This window comes from Sphingorhabdus sp. (genome assembly GCF_050921905.1).
In the GTDB taxonomy this organism is placed as follows: Bacteria; Pseudomonadota; Alphaproteobacteria; order Sphingomonadales; family Sphingomonadaceae; genus Sphingorhabdus_B.
In genome coordinates, this window is sequence record NZ_CP050888.1 from 2412147 (window position 1) to 2427764 (window position 15618).

General features: G+C 56.0%; 12 protein-coding genes. 6 read left to right on the forward strand and 6 right to left on the reverse strand.

Annotated features, from left to right (window positions below):
* Positions 1-179: 179 nt before the first annotated feature.
* Together HEQ18_RS11770 and HEQ18_RS11775 are read right to left on the reverse strand one after the other, a co-directional pair.
* On the reverse strand, positions 180-1466 hold the full coding sequence (locus HEQ18_RS11770; protein WP_432814852.1) for a type II toxin-antitoxin system HipA family toxin: 1287 nt from the start codon (positions 1464-1466) through the stop codon (positions 180-182).
* Positions 1456-1806: a helix-turn-helix transcriptional regulator gene (locus tag HEQ18_RS11775; protein WP_432814853.1), complete on the reverse strand. Its 351-nt coding sequence runs from the start codon at positions 1804-1806 to the stop codon at positions 1456-1458. Before HEQ18_RS11775 ends, HEQ18_RS11770 begins: the two co-directional genes overlap by 11 nt.
* A 998-nt stretch (positions 1807-2804) precedes the next feature.
* Between HEQ18_RS11775 and HEQ18_RS11780 the strand changes: the two genes are divergently transcribed.
* Positions 2805-3848 carry a DUF1611 domain-containing protein gene (locus HEQ18_RS11780; RefSeq protein WP_432814854.1) on the forward strand — a complete coding sequence of 348 codons (1044 nt, stop codon included), beginning with the start codon at positions 2805-2807 and terminating at the stop codon, positions 3846-3848.
* A gap of 16 nt (positions 3849-3864) precedes the next feature.
* Positions 3865-4581: a helix-turn-helix domain-containing protein gene (locus HEQ18_RS11785; protein ID WP_432814855.1), complete on the forward strand. Its 717-nt coding sequence runs from the start codon at positions 3865-3867 to the stop codon at positions 4579-4581.
* A 161-nt stretch (positions 4582-4742) separates the two neighbouring features.
* Here the strand turns inward: HEQ18_RS11785 and HEQ18_RS11790 are convergent, their stop codons facing one another.
* A complete protein-coding gene (locus HEQ18_RS11790) occupies positions 4743-5174 on the reverse strand; it encodes a RidA family protein (RefSeq protein ID WP_432814856.1) in 432 nt (143 codons plus the stop codon).
* Here HEQ18_RS11790 and HEQ18_RS11795 point away from each other — a divergent pair.
* From HEQ18_RS11795 to HEQ18_RS11810, 4 genes are all read left to right on the forward strand, one after another.
* The gene (locus tag HEQ18_RS11795) at positions 5174-6628 is read left to right on the forward strand and encodes an aminotransferase class III-fold pyridoxal phosphate-dependent enzyme (protein ID WP_432814857.1); all 1455 of its coding nucleotides are present in this window, start codon (positions 5174-5176) and stop codon (positions 6626-6628) included. The genes HEQ18_RS11790 and HEQ18_RS11795 overlap by 1 nt on opposite strands.
* Entirely contained in the window at positions 6628-7491 is an 864-nt protein-coding gene (locus HEQ18_RS11800) for a PhzF family phenazine biosynthesis protein (protein ID WP_432814858.1), read from the forward strand. The genes HEQ18_RS11795 and HEQ18_RS11800 overlap by 1 nt, the downstream gene beginning before the upstream one ends.
* Before the next feature lie 335 nt (positions 7492-7826).
* Positions 7827-9533: a N,N-dimethylformamidase beta subunit family domain-containing protein gene (locus HEQ18_RS11805; protein ID WP_432814859.1), complete on the forward strand. Its 1707-nt coding sequence runs from the start codon at positions 7827-7829 to the stop codon at positions 9531-9533.
* Positions 9530-10708 (forward strand): M20 aminoacylase family protein, encoded by a 1179-nt coding sequence (locus tag HEQ18_RS11810; protein WP_432814860.1) that lies wholly within the window; start codon positions 9530-9532, stop codon positions 10706-10708. Before HEQ18_RS11805 ends, HEQ18_RS11810 begins: the two co-directional genes overlap by 4 nt.
* A gap of 8 nt (positions 10709-10716) precedes the next feature.
* Here HEQ18_RS11810 and HEQ18_RS11815 read toward each other — a convergent pair whose 3' ends face one another.
* From HEQ18_RS11815 to HEQ18_RS11825, 3 genes are read right to left on the reverse strand one after another with little or no spacing between them, the layout of a single operon-like run.
* Positions 10717-12417 (reverse strand): FAD-dependent oxidoreductase, encoded by a 1701-nt coding sequence (locus tag HEQ18_RS11815; protein WP_432814861.1) that lies wholly within the window; start codon positions 12415-12417, stop codon positions 10717-10719.
* A 10-nt stretch (positions 12418-12427) separates the two neighbouring features.
* On the reverse strand, positions 12428-13417 hold the full coding sequence (locus HEQ18_RS11820) for a dipeptide epimerase (RefSeq protein ID WP_432814862.1): 990 nt from the start codon (positions 13415-13417) through the stop codon (positions 12428-12430).
* Positions 13418-13421: 4 nt separating this feature from the next.
* Positions 13422-15536: a TonB-dependent receptor gene (locus tag HEQ18_RS11825; protein ID WP_432814863.1), complete on the reverse strand. Its 2115-nt coding sequence runs from the start codon at positions 15534-15536 to the stop codon at positions 13422-13424.
* Positions 15537-15618 lie beyond the last annotated feature (82 nt).

Below are 15618 nucleotides of genomic sequence, written 5' to 3' on the forward strand. Positions count from 1 at the left end.
GCCACCAACTTACATGCGGCCTTAAGTCATCGGCACGGGAGGCCAATTGGCATTGGGTGGCTCAGCCTTGATCACCCAGTAAACGTAACATGTGAGCGGTGTGATTATATGGTTCAAGTAATCTGCGTTGGCTGAAACCCGTTCGGTACACTGATCGCCAAAGTCTAGCGAAGACGCAGTTAGGGGCTATCACCCGTTTCAAAGTTGTCGGGCAAACCCTCAAATGCGAAGGGGTTGAGAAATTGCCGACGCCATAAGAAGGCGCGTTCGGCCTCGCCGAGTTGCGCTTCGTCGCAGACCGCTGTCCATTGGGCTTTGATGCGCGTGATCTGTTGCACGATTAAGGCGCGCGCGCGCGCATCACTAAGCAGAAATACCGGCGCGGCTTCTAGGCATAGCGACAATTGGCTCATACGACGGTTGCCGAGGATAAACATAGCTTGCGTCGCCTCTCCGCCCGTCCGGCCCTGCGGGCATAGATCATAGGCGGGAGTTAGCCGAAGCGATTTTCCATCCCAAAATGCAGCATGGTTGCGAGCATGATCATCGGTATTGCCGCACAATATATTGAATATGATGCGCGCAAACAGTTCGGTTAGTGTTTCCACAGGATCATCGAAGCGGTGACGGATGATGGTCGCCAGTTCCTCATAACTTGCGTAGCGCGCTTCCGTTTCATCAAGGTCGAACATCGTCAATGCCGAGACAATGCCCCGACGCAACCAGCTTCCGTCGCTAGAAACGCGGTCGAAACGTTCGATCAGCAATACGTCTTTGCCGAGCGCATTAGCGAGCTTGACCGGTGCAACGGCAAGGCCGACGCGCTCTGCAAGACGCATGGCTACAAATTCGGCCTTCACCACATTGTAAAGGTCGGTCGTCGCCGAGAATTTAGCAATGTATTTCTTGTCGCCGTCGTCGATGAGCGCTTTGGGACGGGCGCCCCCAAGTGACGAGCCATGCTGCAATGCCTGGTCGAGTTCGGGCGTAAGGTGCACGCCTTTCTCGACTCGCTCAGCAGACTCCATAAGTTCGGCAAGTGTGGCGTTCTTGTGCTGGCGCGGCACATAGTCGGTCGGCGAGCGCTGGAAGTCGAGCATACCGATGCGGTCGGAGCCGGATTCCAGCAAGTAGGTTAACTCGTCCAGATCGATTTGCGCTGCTTCGTCACCCTTCAGGCCTGTCACGCGGTTGATGATGACGCGCCGCCCCCATGCGTCGGGCGAGCCGTCGCGGATGCTGCTGGGTAGCAGCATCTTGTTGTGAGTTTCGATGGCGCCGGCGCGCAGCGGTAATTCGGGGTCATAAATGGCGATCGCGTCGGCGCGTGCTAGATAACTTTGGCCATAATTAAAGGTCAGCCGCCCATTGCGCGCGCGCGCTAACCGTCCGGCGACAACGGGCTGGGTTGCGTTGGGAAGCCAAATCCACACGAACGCCTCTTCGATACGATTTTCAGAAGTCATCTTTCACCTCGTTGCGCGCTTTATGGATGGCTTTTGGAAGCAGGCGAAGTTTGTCCTCTTGTTCGACGAGAAGCGTGGTGAGGCCGTTTCGGTCGCTTTCAAAGAGCGGGGCGCCAACGATGGTGGCGGCCTCGAATACCAAGCCGATGCCGCAGCGCGGATCGCCCTGCTCGATACGACGCATCATGTCGCGCGACACGCCGGCGCGCGTGGCCAATTCTTCCATGCTAAGTCTACGTTCGATCCGGTGGATGCGAATGAGCTGGCCAAGTACAGCAACGGCTTCCCTGCCGTAGCGGGAATAGGAACGGGGAACGGATTTACTGCGCTCGATAGTCATAAGGATGCCTTTCTTTATCCTTGCGATCCATACCTCAACATGAAGGTGGCGTCAAGAAAACGGCTTACATATAAGTCATATAGCTATTTACGACTTATACGTAAGTCTTTGCAGATGGATGTTGCTATGACGACACTCCGTCCGGAGTGCTTGTCGTCAACGGCCTCCTCGTTCGATACGGCCTTTGCGAGGTTTAACCAACGCGGTTCTGCGCTCGCTAAGGCGCCCGAGTTGCAGCTCTCCTTAGTCGCATTCCGGCGGGCTTCTCATTTCGCTAACTTTTCGGACGTTCGTTAAGCGTTTTGCATTTCGCAAAACTTGCCGTTCGTTCAACTCACATTTGGTTGCTGCCTAAGACTGCTTTCGTGGATGTTATCAGGCGGAGCTAATCGCTGCTTTGTTGTGGGAAGCGGACATGCAGATGAGCTTCGTTTTCCGGCTTATTCTGGGCCGAGAGCAGACTGCCTGCTTCTGTGGGTGGATTGATGAATAGCTGCAGCTTACGTCGGTTAGAACGCTTGGCTGTTCCCGACCCCATTTCTGCCATCACCCCAAAACGAATACTGGGATCACCGCTGCGGCAGCTTTCGTGGGACCGTAACCACCCTCGGAATGACGGAAATTAGCTTGGAAGCTATCCCGTATTGCGTGTCGGATGTGCTTGGACGCCTAGCTCGACTGGACAAGATGACTGCGCCAGCGGCAATTCCGAGGCGCGGCATCTGCCAAGCTCGGGCATCATCCTCTACGTTCCGCAGGCTGAGTGGGAACCGGGATTAGAGCATCGCGACCAGGCAAGTGATTTCAGGCGAGGAGTTGAACTAGATGAAAGGGCTGGTAAGTTTTCTGGGACGGGACATGATCCAGACTTAGCTCGTTGCGCGCTTTCGTCCAAACAGTGCGTTTGCCATGACAAGAACTGCCTAAATGATGTTGACGGCGCTCTCAATTTAGCCAATAGAGAAACGATTTTCTGAATATGAAAACTTAGGATGTTCATGATGACCGATGACGCAAGAGTTGCACTTGGTACCCTGAAAATTCCCCGACCGTACCTGCTGTTTCTCGGCGATATGGTCGATCCCCTCGATCAGAAAACCGCTGCAGGCATCCACGAATGGCGGCCGGAGTGGTGCGCGGGGCAATTTCGGTTAACCCCAGAGGCAAACAGCCTCGGTTTGATTGATATGAATCCGGAGCAGGCTGTTAGAGCTGGGGCGCGAACAATGGTCATCGGGACGGCAACCTTTGGGGGACGCCTCCCGGATGCTTGGGAGGATATAATTATTTCGGCGATGCAGGCCGGGCTAGACATTGCTTCCGGCCTCCACGACCGGCTTTCGATGCGCCCTCGATTGGCTGAAGCGGCTAAACAATTAGGGCGCAATTTATTTGACGTACGCGGACTCCCGCGGGAATTTAACCCGCCAGTTGGCAGCGGCCGATCTCGAACCGGCAACCGTTTGTTGACCGTTGGGACCGACTGTGCCGTTGGTAAGAAGTTTACCGCACTATCAATTGAGCGTGACATGCGCGCACAAGAGATTAGTTCCACCTTCCGGGCAACCGGGCAAACGGGACTTCTGATTAGCGGCGGCGGGGTCGCTATAGACTCAGTGGTGTCAGATTTTCTTGCCGGGGTTGTGGAAATGCTCTCGCCGGATAACTTGCCTGATCACTGGGATGTGATTGAAGGACAAGGATCACTCTTTCACCCGGCATACGCCGCAGTGAGCTTAGGGCTCTTGCACGGCAGCCAACCAGATGCGTTTGTGGTTTGCCACGAGGCTGGCCGCCAAGAGATTTTAGGGTACCCTGATTTTGCCATTCCTCGACTTGAAGAATGTATTGAACTTACCATTGCTTTGGGCCGTAGAGTGAACCCCGCGATCCGCTGTGTGGGGATTAGCCTAAACACTGCTTCTTTGTCTGAACGCGCTCGTGTAGACGCATTGTCAGAGGTGGAACGCCAGATCGGTCTCCCGTGCATCGATCCGGCGATCACCGGTACAAGTCCGATCATCAATAACTTGGGACTATGAATGTAGGCATTGTCGCATGAGCGAACATGGGCTAGACATTTCATTTATGGAAAAAGCTATGACCACCGCTTCGGCAATACATAATTCAAAAGATCCCGGCCGGGTGCTCCGCTCGCTTCGCGCAGAACGCGGTTGGACGCTGGCAGAACTTAGCAGCCGCACGGGTCTGCCAGTCTCGACACTTTCCAAGGTCGAGAACAACAAGATGGCTCTTACTTACGATAAGATGGTCAGAATCGCCACAGGCCTCAACATCGACATCGGCGTCCTTTTTGCTAGCCCCCAAAGTGACCTTGAGGCAACACCAATGCCGCTTTCGGGGCGGCGCAGCATCACGAGATCTAATGAAGGGCGCGAAATCGAAACCCCGGTGGCGCGCCAGACTTATGCTGCTGCGGACCTGCTCGATAAACAACTGGTTCCGTTGCTGATGGAGGTGCGGGCTCGCAGTCTTGAGGAATGGGGCCCGTTGCTTCGTCACCCTGGCGAGGAATTCGTATTGGTGCTTGAAGGAACACTTGAGCTTCACACTGAGTTTTATGCTGCTGTCCAACTGCGCCAAGGCGACTCCATCTATTTCGACAGCGCAATGGCTCATGGGTACGTAGCTGCAAGCGAAGATCGATGCCGCATACTTTCGGTAAATGCCACAGCCGATTGGGGAAAGCGCCAAGTCGACGCCCGTCTCGGTCCCCAAGCGAACACTATCCTGCCGTTTACTCGCGGCAACTGATGCAGAGCATTCCACAATGGACTTAGCTTTTCGTGATCGCACATCCCAAAGCCTGGAAACGTCGACGAAGCCTCATACCTTGCAGCTTCCAGCGGGCTGAGCGCCTCCGCGATGGGCCTACAGGTTCGTTGGAAGGGCAAGGTGAGGGGTGCAACTCCGTATCAGTCCAGTGCTGCGACGCAGTCTATTTCTATCTGTATGCCAGCCAGCAGGTTGCAAATGATGGTTGTACGAGCTGGGCGAGCCTCGCCAACGACCGACGCATAAATAGCATTAAACTCAGCGAAGCGCTCTGCTTCGGTTAAGTACACCTGAACACGCGCCACCTTGGACCAATCTGCTCCCGCAGCGCGCAACACCCGCTCGACATTTTCGAGCGTTCTGCGAGCTTCAAACTCAAATGATCCGAGTTCAATCTTGCCACTCGCAGGGTCCTGCGGTCCCTGCCCGGACACAAACAGCAACTTACCGCTTGCAATGACACCGTGTGCAAAAGGCCCGATCACGGGCGGAGAGTCATGCGGAAACAAAGGCTCAATCATATACACCTCATTTATCAAAATCTGATAATTTTTTCTATTGACGAAAAACAATGAGCGTGGCTACCCCTATTTTCAAATATGGAGTAATGAAAATGTCTCAACACCTAGACGCCGATTCGGCTGCGTTTGCCGCAATGGATCGGCAATCAGTGCTGCATCCCTTTGTTCGCCTGGACGAATATGCGCGCGGCATGTCACCCGATCCCCTGGTGGTTGACCGCGCCGACGGACTGTGGGTTTATGACGCGAAGGGGCGTAAGATACTGGACGCTTTTTCCGCTCTCTATTGTGTCAACGTAGGCTACGGCCGACAGCGCATAGTGGATGCTATGGCAGAGCAGGGTGCGCGCCTACCATACTATCATGTTTTTGCCGGGGCCACCCACTCGCCTGCCGCTCAATTGGCGGAAAAGCTTATTGAACTGACAGGCGGACGCATGAGCAAGGTATTCTTTGGCTCTTCAGGCTCCGACGCGAACGAAACGCAGATCAAGCTCGCTTGGTATGTCAACAACGTAGCGGGCAGGCCGCAGAAGAAGAAGATCATTTCCCGGGAACGCGGCTATCATGGCGGGACAATCATGACCTCCAGCCTTACCGGACTGCCAGCATACCATCAGGGCTTTGACCTAATCAAGGACGTCGTCCGCCGCACCGTCGCGCCAGATATGTTCTGGTCGGGTTTTGACGATCCCGCAGCTTTCGTCCGGCATTGCGTTGCAGATCTGGAAGCCATCATCGCTCGCGAAGGGGCAGACACTATTGCAGCCTTCATTGCTGAGCCGATGATCGGGGCGGGCGGGATGGTGCCGCCGCCACCGGGCTATTGGCAAGCCATTCAGCAGGTTCTGCGCCGCCATGATATTCTGCTGATCCTTGATGAGGTGGTCACTGCCTTTGGTCGTTTGGGGGAGTGGTTTGGAGGAGACCTTTGGGGCATCGAACCTGATCTTGTCACCTTGGCAAAAGGCTTGACTAGCGGCTACGCTCCCCTTTCTGCTGTCTTGATTGGGCCGAGGGTCTGGGAAGCATTGGAAGCTGGAGGACCGAAGCTCGGCGCATTCGGCCATGGCTATACTTATACAGCTCACCCGACCTGTGCAGCCGCAGGCCTCGCCAACATCGCAATCATCGAAGAAGAAGATTTGCTCGCCAATGCACGTGATGTAGCACCCTATCTACAGGCTGGGCTTGTAGATCGCCTGGCTGGGCACCCGCTCGTTGGCGAGATCCGGGCCCAGGGCTTGGCTCTAGCTGTCGAATTCACTGCTGAAGGATCGCCACGTCGTCACCTAGCAAAAGACCTGAAGTTTGCTGGTCGGGTCTTTGCACGTGCCGTCGAGAACGGACTTTTCGCCCGCACCATGCCGCATGGCGACATCATCGGACTTGCACCGGCAATCAGTCTTACCCGAGGAGAGGCTGATCTTATTGTTGAGCGCTTGGGCAAGGCCATTGACGAGGCAGCGGCCACGCTCAGTCCGTCTGAGCGAAGAGCTGCCTGATGCCGAAGCTCCGTTTTCGCATGATCGATGTGTTCACCGAGGTGCGTTTCGGTGGGAACCCACTGGGCGTATTCTTCGACGCAGATGAGATAGATGCGGCGATAATGCAGACAATGGCCCGCGAGCTCAACATGAGCGAGATCGTCTTTCTGAGCCGTCCAACAGATCCGGCTAACACGGCCCGAGTTCGCATCTTTACGCCCGAGCTCGAAATTGCATTCGCCGGCCATCCTAACGTTGGCGTCGGCTGGGCTTTGGCGGAGGATGGGCTGACGGGGCCATTTCGGCTTGAACAGCCCGCTGGCATCGTAACCGTTGAAGTTGACGATAACCCCACGGTACGTCGCTGCCGCATCGCGGCGCCTAAAACGCTACAATTGGGTGAGGCACCAGACCGTACTTTGGTCGCTCCTTGCGCATCGTTACAGTCGGACGAAATCGGCATGCCGAGGCTGGCGTCTGTCGGTCTTGCCACCCTGTGCGTCGAAGTATCCCCCGAGGCACTAGACCGAGCCTCGTGCGATCCTGCGGCATTCGCGCGCTTGGCGATGCAACGCCCAGACCTTGCTGATATCTGCCTGCTCATGCTGTACACTCGAGATCAGCATCGTATAGATGCTCGCATGTTTGCTCCACTTTCTGGCACTATAGAGGATCCTGCCACGGGCAGCGCAGCTGCTGCTTTAGCCGCCTTGTTGCTTGCAGAGTCGAAAGATGATCAGCTGACTTTGGAAATAACCCAAGGCGTAAAAATGGGACGCCCCAGCGAAATGCAAGTCGAAGCGAGACGAACGCCTGATGGCATTCGTGCGTGGGTTGGCGGCGCTTGTGTCCCGGTCCTTTCGGGCGAAGCTTTACTGTGACGTGTGATCCTCTACCGCTCGGATATGTCGACGACTGGTCTGTACGGCCCGGAGACAAAATTGCGATCCGCGCGGAAGGAACAGGAAAGTCGAAGATCGACTTGGTAAGGCTGCACGGTCTTTCCGGCCACCCGTTACCCTTGAACTACCGCAGTGAGCGTATCGGGCCATCCATTGAGACTATTCTTCAGCCCAAACAAATAGACACGGGCTCACGAGCTGAGACAAATCAAGGGCCCAGCGCAGCCCTGCGGGACGTGTGGGAATGGTCAGTTACAATCCAACCGACCCTAGTCGATAAAGGAGGCGTCATCAAATGGGGTGACAGATTCGAGTTGGAGCTGAAAGACGGTTTTTTGAAGCTAAGCTTCGGCCTTGCGGTCCTGTCCCTTCCGGTCAAGGCCGGTTCATGGATAGACGTCAAATGCACCTACAGTGGACCTTTACTCCAATTGGAATTGCATCCTGTTGGGATCGATGCGAGGTGGCAGCAGGAGCGAAAGACGGAATTACGCGTTGCCGCCATGGATATATCCGGCGACCTCGTTATCGGCTCTGGTTTTTCTGGCAAAATCGAGGCTCCTTGCTTCCGTCGTAATGGCGCGCTTTCTGCTCGTTGGGACTTTTCAAAGGCAATGCAGCAGCAGGAAGTGCCAGGTGAAGGGCCACATGCCTCGACTCTTCGGCTGATCAACACACCCAGACGGGCTGTCAAAAGTTCACGCTGGGCCGGACAGTCGTTTGACTGGCGCCAGCGCCCCGACCTTTATGCCGCGATTCATTTCCATGACGACGATCTGTCGGACTGTGAATGGCCCACGACATCCGAGCTTCGTTTGCCACCAGACGCCGCGAGTGGCATTTACGCTGTGCGAATTGAAACTGCTGCTGGCCTGCATCACGTTCCCCTTTTCGCTCGTTCACATCGCAATCCGGCAGTATTGTTCCTCGCTTCGACCTTCTCATATCTCGCCTATGGCAACAGTTTGTGGGCACCGCCCAACGAACAGGAGATTATCGCTTCGTATCCTCGCGAGGCTGAAGCGATGCGTCGTGCTGGCCTGTCCACTTACTGCCGGCATCGCGATGGCTCAGGAATCGGCTTAGTTTCCACCAAACGGCCGATACTCAACGCGACACCCGGTTTGATGGGTGAAGCGATTGGTGGACAAGTCGCCTTCAACGATGATCTCCGGATAATTGAGTGGCTGGATCGGACTGGTGAACATTGGGGCCTAGTCAGCGATCACGACCTCCATCGTGAGGGGGCTGCCGCATTGGGCGGCGCGCGGGTCCTAGTCACTGGATCGCACCCTGAGTATCACAGTCGCGAAACTCTTGACGCGATCGAATCCTTCACACGGCAAGGCGGTCGTTTGATATACATGGGCGGCAACGGTTTCTACTGGCGGGTTTCAACGCTCTCTGACGCTCCGCACGTTATGGAACTTCGACGAGCAGAAAACGGGATCCGGATGTGGATCGAGCCCGAGGGTGAATATCACCACCAGTCAGATGGCGAGATGGGAGGGCTGTGGCGCAGGCTTGGCCGGCCGCCGAACCACTTGGTCGGGGTGGGCTATAGCGCTCAGGCCGACAATGAGCGCTCGAGCCAACCCTACGTTCGAACCAAGGAGGCAGAGAATCCTCGCGCATTATTCCTGTTTGAAGGCGTCACCGCTGATCGGATCGGGGACACCACCTCATTGGGTGCAGCCGGGGGATATGAGATAGACAGAACCGATCAAGGGCTTGGCACACCTGGCCATGCCCTTGTCGTCGCCCGGACAGAAGAATTTGACGCTGATGTCCTGCCGGTCAACGAGGAACGGCTCACCCACACTCGACTTGATGCTGCTGACCCCATTCGCGCAGATCTCACCTTCTTCGAAGGGCCTGCCGGCGGAGCGGTGTTGTCTACGGGCTCGGTTCTTTTCGCAGGCGCGTTGGAAGAACGCGAAGGCGCTGGTCGCATCATGGACAATGCATTGAAGCGCTTTGTAGATCCCGAACCCTTCAGACTGCCGCAGGAGCCAGCATGAAACAAGATTTTGCCGACGTGGTCGCTCTTCGTCGTGATATCCACGCCCATCCAGAATTGGCCTTCGCTGAGGAACGAACAGCTGAGGCTATCATTACCTTCTTGGCGGACTGTGGTATCGACGTGCACCGTGGAATAGGCGGCACCGGTGTAGTCGGGGTCCTGCGGGCAGGCAGTGGGGCCCGTGCAATTGGACTTCGGGCTGACATGGATGCGCTCCCCATTACTGAGTCCAACCATTTCCCTCATGCGAGCCGTCATGATGGGCGAATGCATGCCTGTGGACATGATGGGCATGTTGCCATGCTGCTGGCAGCGGCAAGAACACTTTCTAGGGCAGGTCAGTTCGATGGAACCGTCTATTTCATCTTCCAGCCCGGCGAAGAAAGTGGACACGGCGCACAAGCAATGATCGAAGATGGATTGTTTGAGCGTTTTCCGATGGAGGCGGTCTATGCAGCACATAACTGGCCGGGGCTACCTGTTGGTGTGTTTGCAGTTTCCCCTGGACCTGCTATGGCGGCATGTAATGAAATCACCATAGAAATCAGAGGGAAGGGCGGACACGCAGCGCTCCCTGACCAGGTTGCAGATCCTGTGCTTGCTGCCTCGGCGATTGTCCAAGCTCTACAAAGCATCGTTTCGCGCAATCTACCACCAGCCGAATCTGCAGCGGTGAGCATAACCAAATTGGCAGCGGGTGACAGCCTGCACGTCACGCCCGAGACTGCTACGATCGCAGGTACAGTAAGAACATATTCACCTGCCGTGACTGACGCCATTGAGAAGCACATAGTGCGAATTGCAACGGGTGTTGCCGAAGGCTATGGTTGCACCGCAAGCATTGACTTTGAAAGAAATTGTGCGGCGACCATCAATCACTCAGGTCCAGCCGAAATCGTTGCGACAGCCCTCACTTCTTATTTCGGTTCTGAGAACGTGAAACCCATGTCTCCAGCCATGACGGCTGAGGACTTCGCTTACATGCTCGAGCGAAATCCTGGATGCTATTTTTGGATTGGTAACGGTGAGGGTGACGAACGTGCCGAAGGGCATGGGCTCGGCCCTTGCACACTTCACAACCCGAGTTACGATTTTGACGACCGATTGATACCTATAGGTGCGGCGGCATGGACGGCAATTGTTCAGCGTGCTCTTCCTCCACTGGGACTGTAAAGCCGCGATTAGCCCAAACCAGCGGCATGCCGTGCGGCAAGGTGGCCGAACACCATGGCCGGACCGATAGTTATACCCGCACCTGGGTAGGAACCGCCCATGAAGCTAGCGGCATCGTTGCCGACGGCGTAAAGGCCTCCTATCGGCTTGCCGAGCGTGTCAAGCACGCGGCTGTCCGGATCGGTTCGCAAGCCGGCGAAAGTGCCAATGTCTCCTGGCACTAAGCGGATCGCATAGAAGGGAGGTTTGGTAATCGGAGCGACGCAAGGGTTCGGGGAGACCCCTGCGCTACCGTTAAACCTCTGGTAGACGTTCGATCCCTTGGCGAACTCTGGGTCCTCACCTCGAGCGGCGGCTGGGTTCCAGGCGGTAACTGTCGCTTCCAGAGTTGCTGGATCAATGCCGCATTTGCTCGCAAGTTCCGCAATCGAGTTGGCGCGAACGATATAGCCGGAAGCTACATGCCGTCCTAACCTTCCCGGGAAAGGCGGCGCCATGCCCAGTCCGTAACGTCTGATTGATGCAGCGTCTGTGACAAGGAAGCATTCAATCGAGCCATCGGCGGCCCGGCACGCTTCCGACATAGCCGGGACAAAGTCGTGGTAAGAATTTGCTTCGTTGGTGAAACGCCGGCCTTGTCGATTTACTGCGATGTAACCAGCTTTTCCGCGATCAAAGAAATGCGGAAACGGTGTATTGGTCCCGTCGCCATTTGGTGCGAGCGACACCGGTGTCCAGGCTGCAGCATGCTTAAGATCCTCGATGAAATCTGCTCCATGGGCTTCGGCCAGCAAAACGCCATCGCCGCAGTTTTCGTCGGGCGCAAGCGTGCGGTGGCTCGATGAAGATGCAATGGCATCGCCAATCCGCGCGCGAAGTTCCGGACTTGCAGGAAATCCGCCTGTAGCCAACACGACACCACGCCGAGCTCGAACTTCAACTTCGCCTTTTGCTGTTGAAAGTACGACACCCGTAACTTTGTCGCTGTCGAAAAGAAGTTGCGAGATTGTCGAATTCAGCTCTATTCGTACACCGCGTTCGATCGCTGAAAGTGCCAGCATGGCAATCAGCGCCGCGCCGTTCGATAGACGCGTGCCACGTGGATGAGTTAATCGGTCGAGAGCATATCGCGCGAACAGCTGGCTGACCTTGAAGGTCGAAATGACCGACCGTTGCATCCCATAGAAGTGCACGAGGTCCTCACGGCCTACCATCATGCCGCCGAGAATCGTCGTTGTCGAGAGGGGCGGGCGAAGTTCAGCGAAGTGCTTCCCCAAACGCCGACCATCGAACGGCTTCGGCCCCAGCGAACGGCCGCCTGCCAGTCCACCGGGCAAGTCAGGATGGTAGTCTGGCCACGCAGGCACAAGCGAAAAGGCTACATGGCTGTTTTCTTCGAACCAGTTTAGCACCTCTGCGGCACTGTCGACAAAGACTTCCGCCTTGGGCAGATCGATCCGATTGCCAGCTTCGGCGCGCAGGTAAGTTAGCGCAGCCTCACGACTGTCTTCGATCCCATGTTCACGAGCAGGTTCATTGCAGGGTATCCATGCGATGCCGGCAGAATAGCATGTCGTTCCGCCGAAGACCGAGGCCTTCTCGGCAACTATAACGTCAAGCCCTTCTGCTGCCCCAGTTACCGCTGCGGCCAGCCCGGCAGCTCCTGAGCCTGCCACAAGGAGATCACATTCGAGAATTTGTCTGTTCATATTCATTTTATCATGCCCAAATGTCCGGCAGGCAGTTGATCTGACCGTCGGAGTAAAGCGCTGCCTGCTCACGATCGCGAGCGAACAAGAGAGGGCCATCCAGATCGACAATCGTGCAGAGTTGCCCCACCAGGAAAGCTGGCGCCATAGCGAGGGACGTGCCGCACATATTGCCGACCATGACATCGAACCCCATCTCGCGAGCCGTACGTGCCAGCGACAGGGCAGCGGTCAGACCTCCGGTCTTGTCGAGCTTTACATTGATGACCTGGTAGTAGGGACGCAGGCCTGGTAGGTCGTCCTCAACCTGCACGCTCTCGTCGGCCGCCAGCGGTATGGGGCTGTTCAGACCTTCGAGGACTTCATCCTCGCCGGCACGGACGGGCTGCTCGATCAATGCAACCCGAGCTGTAACCAAGGCTGGGAGCAGCTTTTCAAGCCCCTCGCGGCCCAACGACTGGTTGGCATCGACGCCAAGCCATATATCGGGCCGAAGAGCCCTGATCGACTGCACTCTGGCTGCGTCCTCACTGTCCCCTAAAAGCTTGAGCTTCATCGCCACGGCATCGGGATAGTCTAGGGCCGCCATTGCCATTGCATCAGGAGAATCCGCGCCGATTGAAACGGTCGTCGTCAGCGGTCGAGGCCGGTCAAGTCCCGCAAGAAGCCAGGCCGGTCGGCCCGCAAGCTTGGCCTCCAGCGCCCAAAGTGCGCAGTCAAGTGCATTGCGGGCTCCGCCCGCCGGGGCCAGCTGCGCCAGCTCCTCGCGATTTATTCCTGACAACACGTCATGGCGCAGAGCCTCGATCTCGGTCGCCACGCTTTCTGCAGTTTCCGCGTGGTAGTAGACGCCGCTGGCTTCACCCCTACCTTCGCAATGGCCTTCACGAATTGAGACAGTAACAACCGATTCCTCCGTCGTTACCATCCCTGCAGTTCGGAAGGACCGCCGAAGTGGCCACCGCTCGACCTCGACCCGGAGCTCACGTCCGAGTGCCACCCGATCAGAACTTGAAACCGATGCGCGCTTCTACAGTCGCGGGTGCTCCAAAGCTCTCATAGACGCCCCCGTAAAATATGTCTGCGCGCTGCACCCGGTAGAGCCGGTCGGCGATATTGCGTCCTACAACCTCAAGATAAAAGCGATCGGAAGGTTCGGTCCAGCGCAGCGAGGCATTGAACAGCGTTGACGGGTCGTCGAAGTTCTGTGGGGCATCGATTGTCAGCGGGAAGATGATCGAGGAGCGGTATACAACCTCGGCACGTGCCTTGAGCTTGCCTCCAGCCAGGTCGCCCTCCCAGTTCAACCCAGCTGTGCCACTGAATTTTGGAGAAAGCGGCAGTCGCGTTCCGGTTAGGTCAAGACTGTTTGACGGCGAGATATATCTGCCAAACTTGCTGTGTAGATAAGTGCCGCCCACGTCGATTGACAGTCCGCCGCCTAGCTTGGCGTCGGCGTTGAGTTCAAGCCCGGAGATCTTGGCACCATCGGCATTGCTGACCGAAGCTAAAGCGCCACCGCCTGCACCAGTGCCGGTAAACACGAGCGTACGGAGTTGGAGATTCTTGTAATCGTAGTGAAACACTGAAGCATTGAGCGTCAAAACATCTGCGATCTTTGTTCGTATGCCAGCCTCGTAGGCGATTATGCTTTCTGGCTTATAGACCGTAGGTGGGCCCGATGCGAGCAAGTTGAAGCCGCCGCTCTTGAATCCCTTTGTCACCCCAGCATAGATCAGCGTATTGTCGCCAGGACGGAACTGAATTTGACCTTGGGGGGTGAAGGACTCAAAGGTCTTATCAACGTTGGCAGTTACTTTGCTTAGCAGATTGATCTGCGCGCCCTTCTTGTTTTCGTGGTTATAGCGCGCGCCAACCATGATCGAGAGCTTGTCGGTGATAGCGTATGTGCCCTGACCAAAAATGGCCCAAGACTGCCCATCGCCGATGGTATTAGCCCGCGCGAATGGCAAGGGTACAATCCAGTTGACGAATTGCTCGCCTTTGTCATCGTAGAAGAAGACACCCGCCGTCCACTGCAGAGGACCTTGACCCTGATTGTAGACTTGGAGTTCCTGAGAGAAAGCCTTGACTGTTGTGGTGGAGTTGAACGCTTCGTTGAAATCGCCTGTAAAATCGTAGTCGAGCGCGTCTGCTGCGTCATAGTGCGAGTAGCCGGTGATCGATCGCACGCCAACTGAGCCAAGGTCGAGATCAAATGTGGCCCCGTAAATTTCGGAATCACGCCTGCTGTAGACAGGAGAATCAAGGCGGATATTGCGCGAGTCCTGCCTTTGCAGAGCTGCCGGAACGAAAAAGCCATAAAAATTGTCAGGAGATTTGCGGAATGTCGGATCAGTCGATGCGCCGTAACCCACATTTCCGTCATCTCGGACGATCTGCGTTAGAAGCGACAACGTAAGATTCTCGGCCAGCTGGAACCGCAGCTGCCCGCGCAAGCCAAGGAAATCTTGGCGATCAAGCCGTGTTTTGGTCGAGAGGTTACGGGTGTATCCGTCGTCATTAGCGTAGCTCACCGCGATGCGTCCCGAGACCGCATCGTTTCCAACGTTCAGAGCGGCCTGGCCCCGAAAAAGATTGTAACTGCCATATCCGAGCAGACCCTCAACGCTGGTCCCCGCCTCCGGGGCGCGGGCGATAACGTTGATCGCGCCGCCCGTTGCATTACGTCCGTACAATGTACCCTGAGGCCCCTTAAGCACTTCGACCCGCTGAATATCGAACAAGTCAGTTAGAATCATGCTCGACTGAGGCAAGTAGATACCGTTCAAGTGGACGGCGTTCGAGGGATCAGAGCCTACGCTGCGAACGTTGTTCGACACTCCGCGAATTGCCACGTTTGTTTCGCGATTGCCAAACGAAATTGCGAGACCCGGCACTCGCTGCTGCAGGTCGAAGGAATTGGTTATCCCAGAGGCGGCCAAGTCATCGGCACCGAGAGCAGTTAGCGACGCAGGAACGTCGTTAATGTTTTGCTCGCGCTTAAGCGCAGTGACAACAATCTCAGACTCGGCAGCAGCATCAGCCGATGAGTCAGCCATCGCGAGCTGTGGCAAAAGAAGTATCGAAACTCCAACCATCCATTTCAACTTACGCATAAACACCCCCCTAATTCTGTTATGAAAACACAATTGGCTTTTTTGCCAAAACGTCAAGCATATTTTTCAATAATGGAAATAT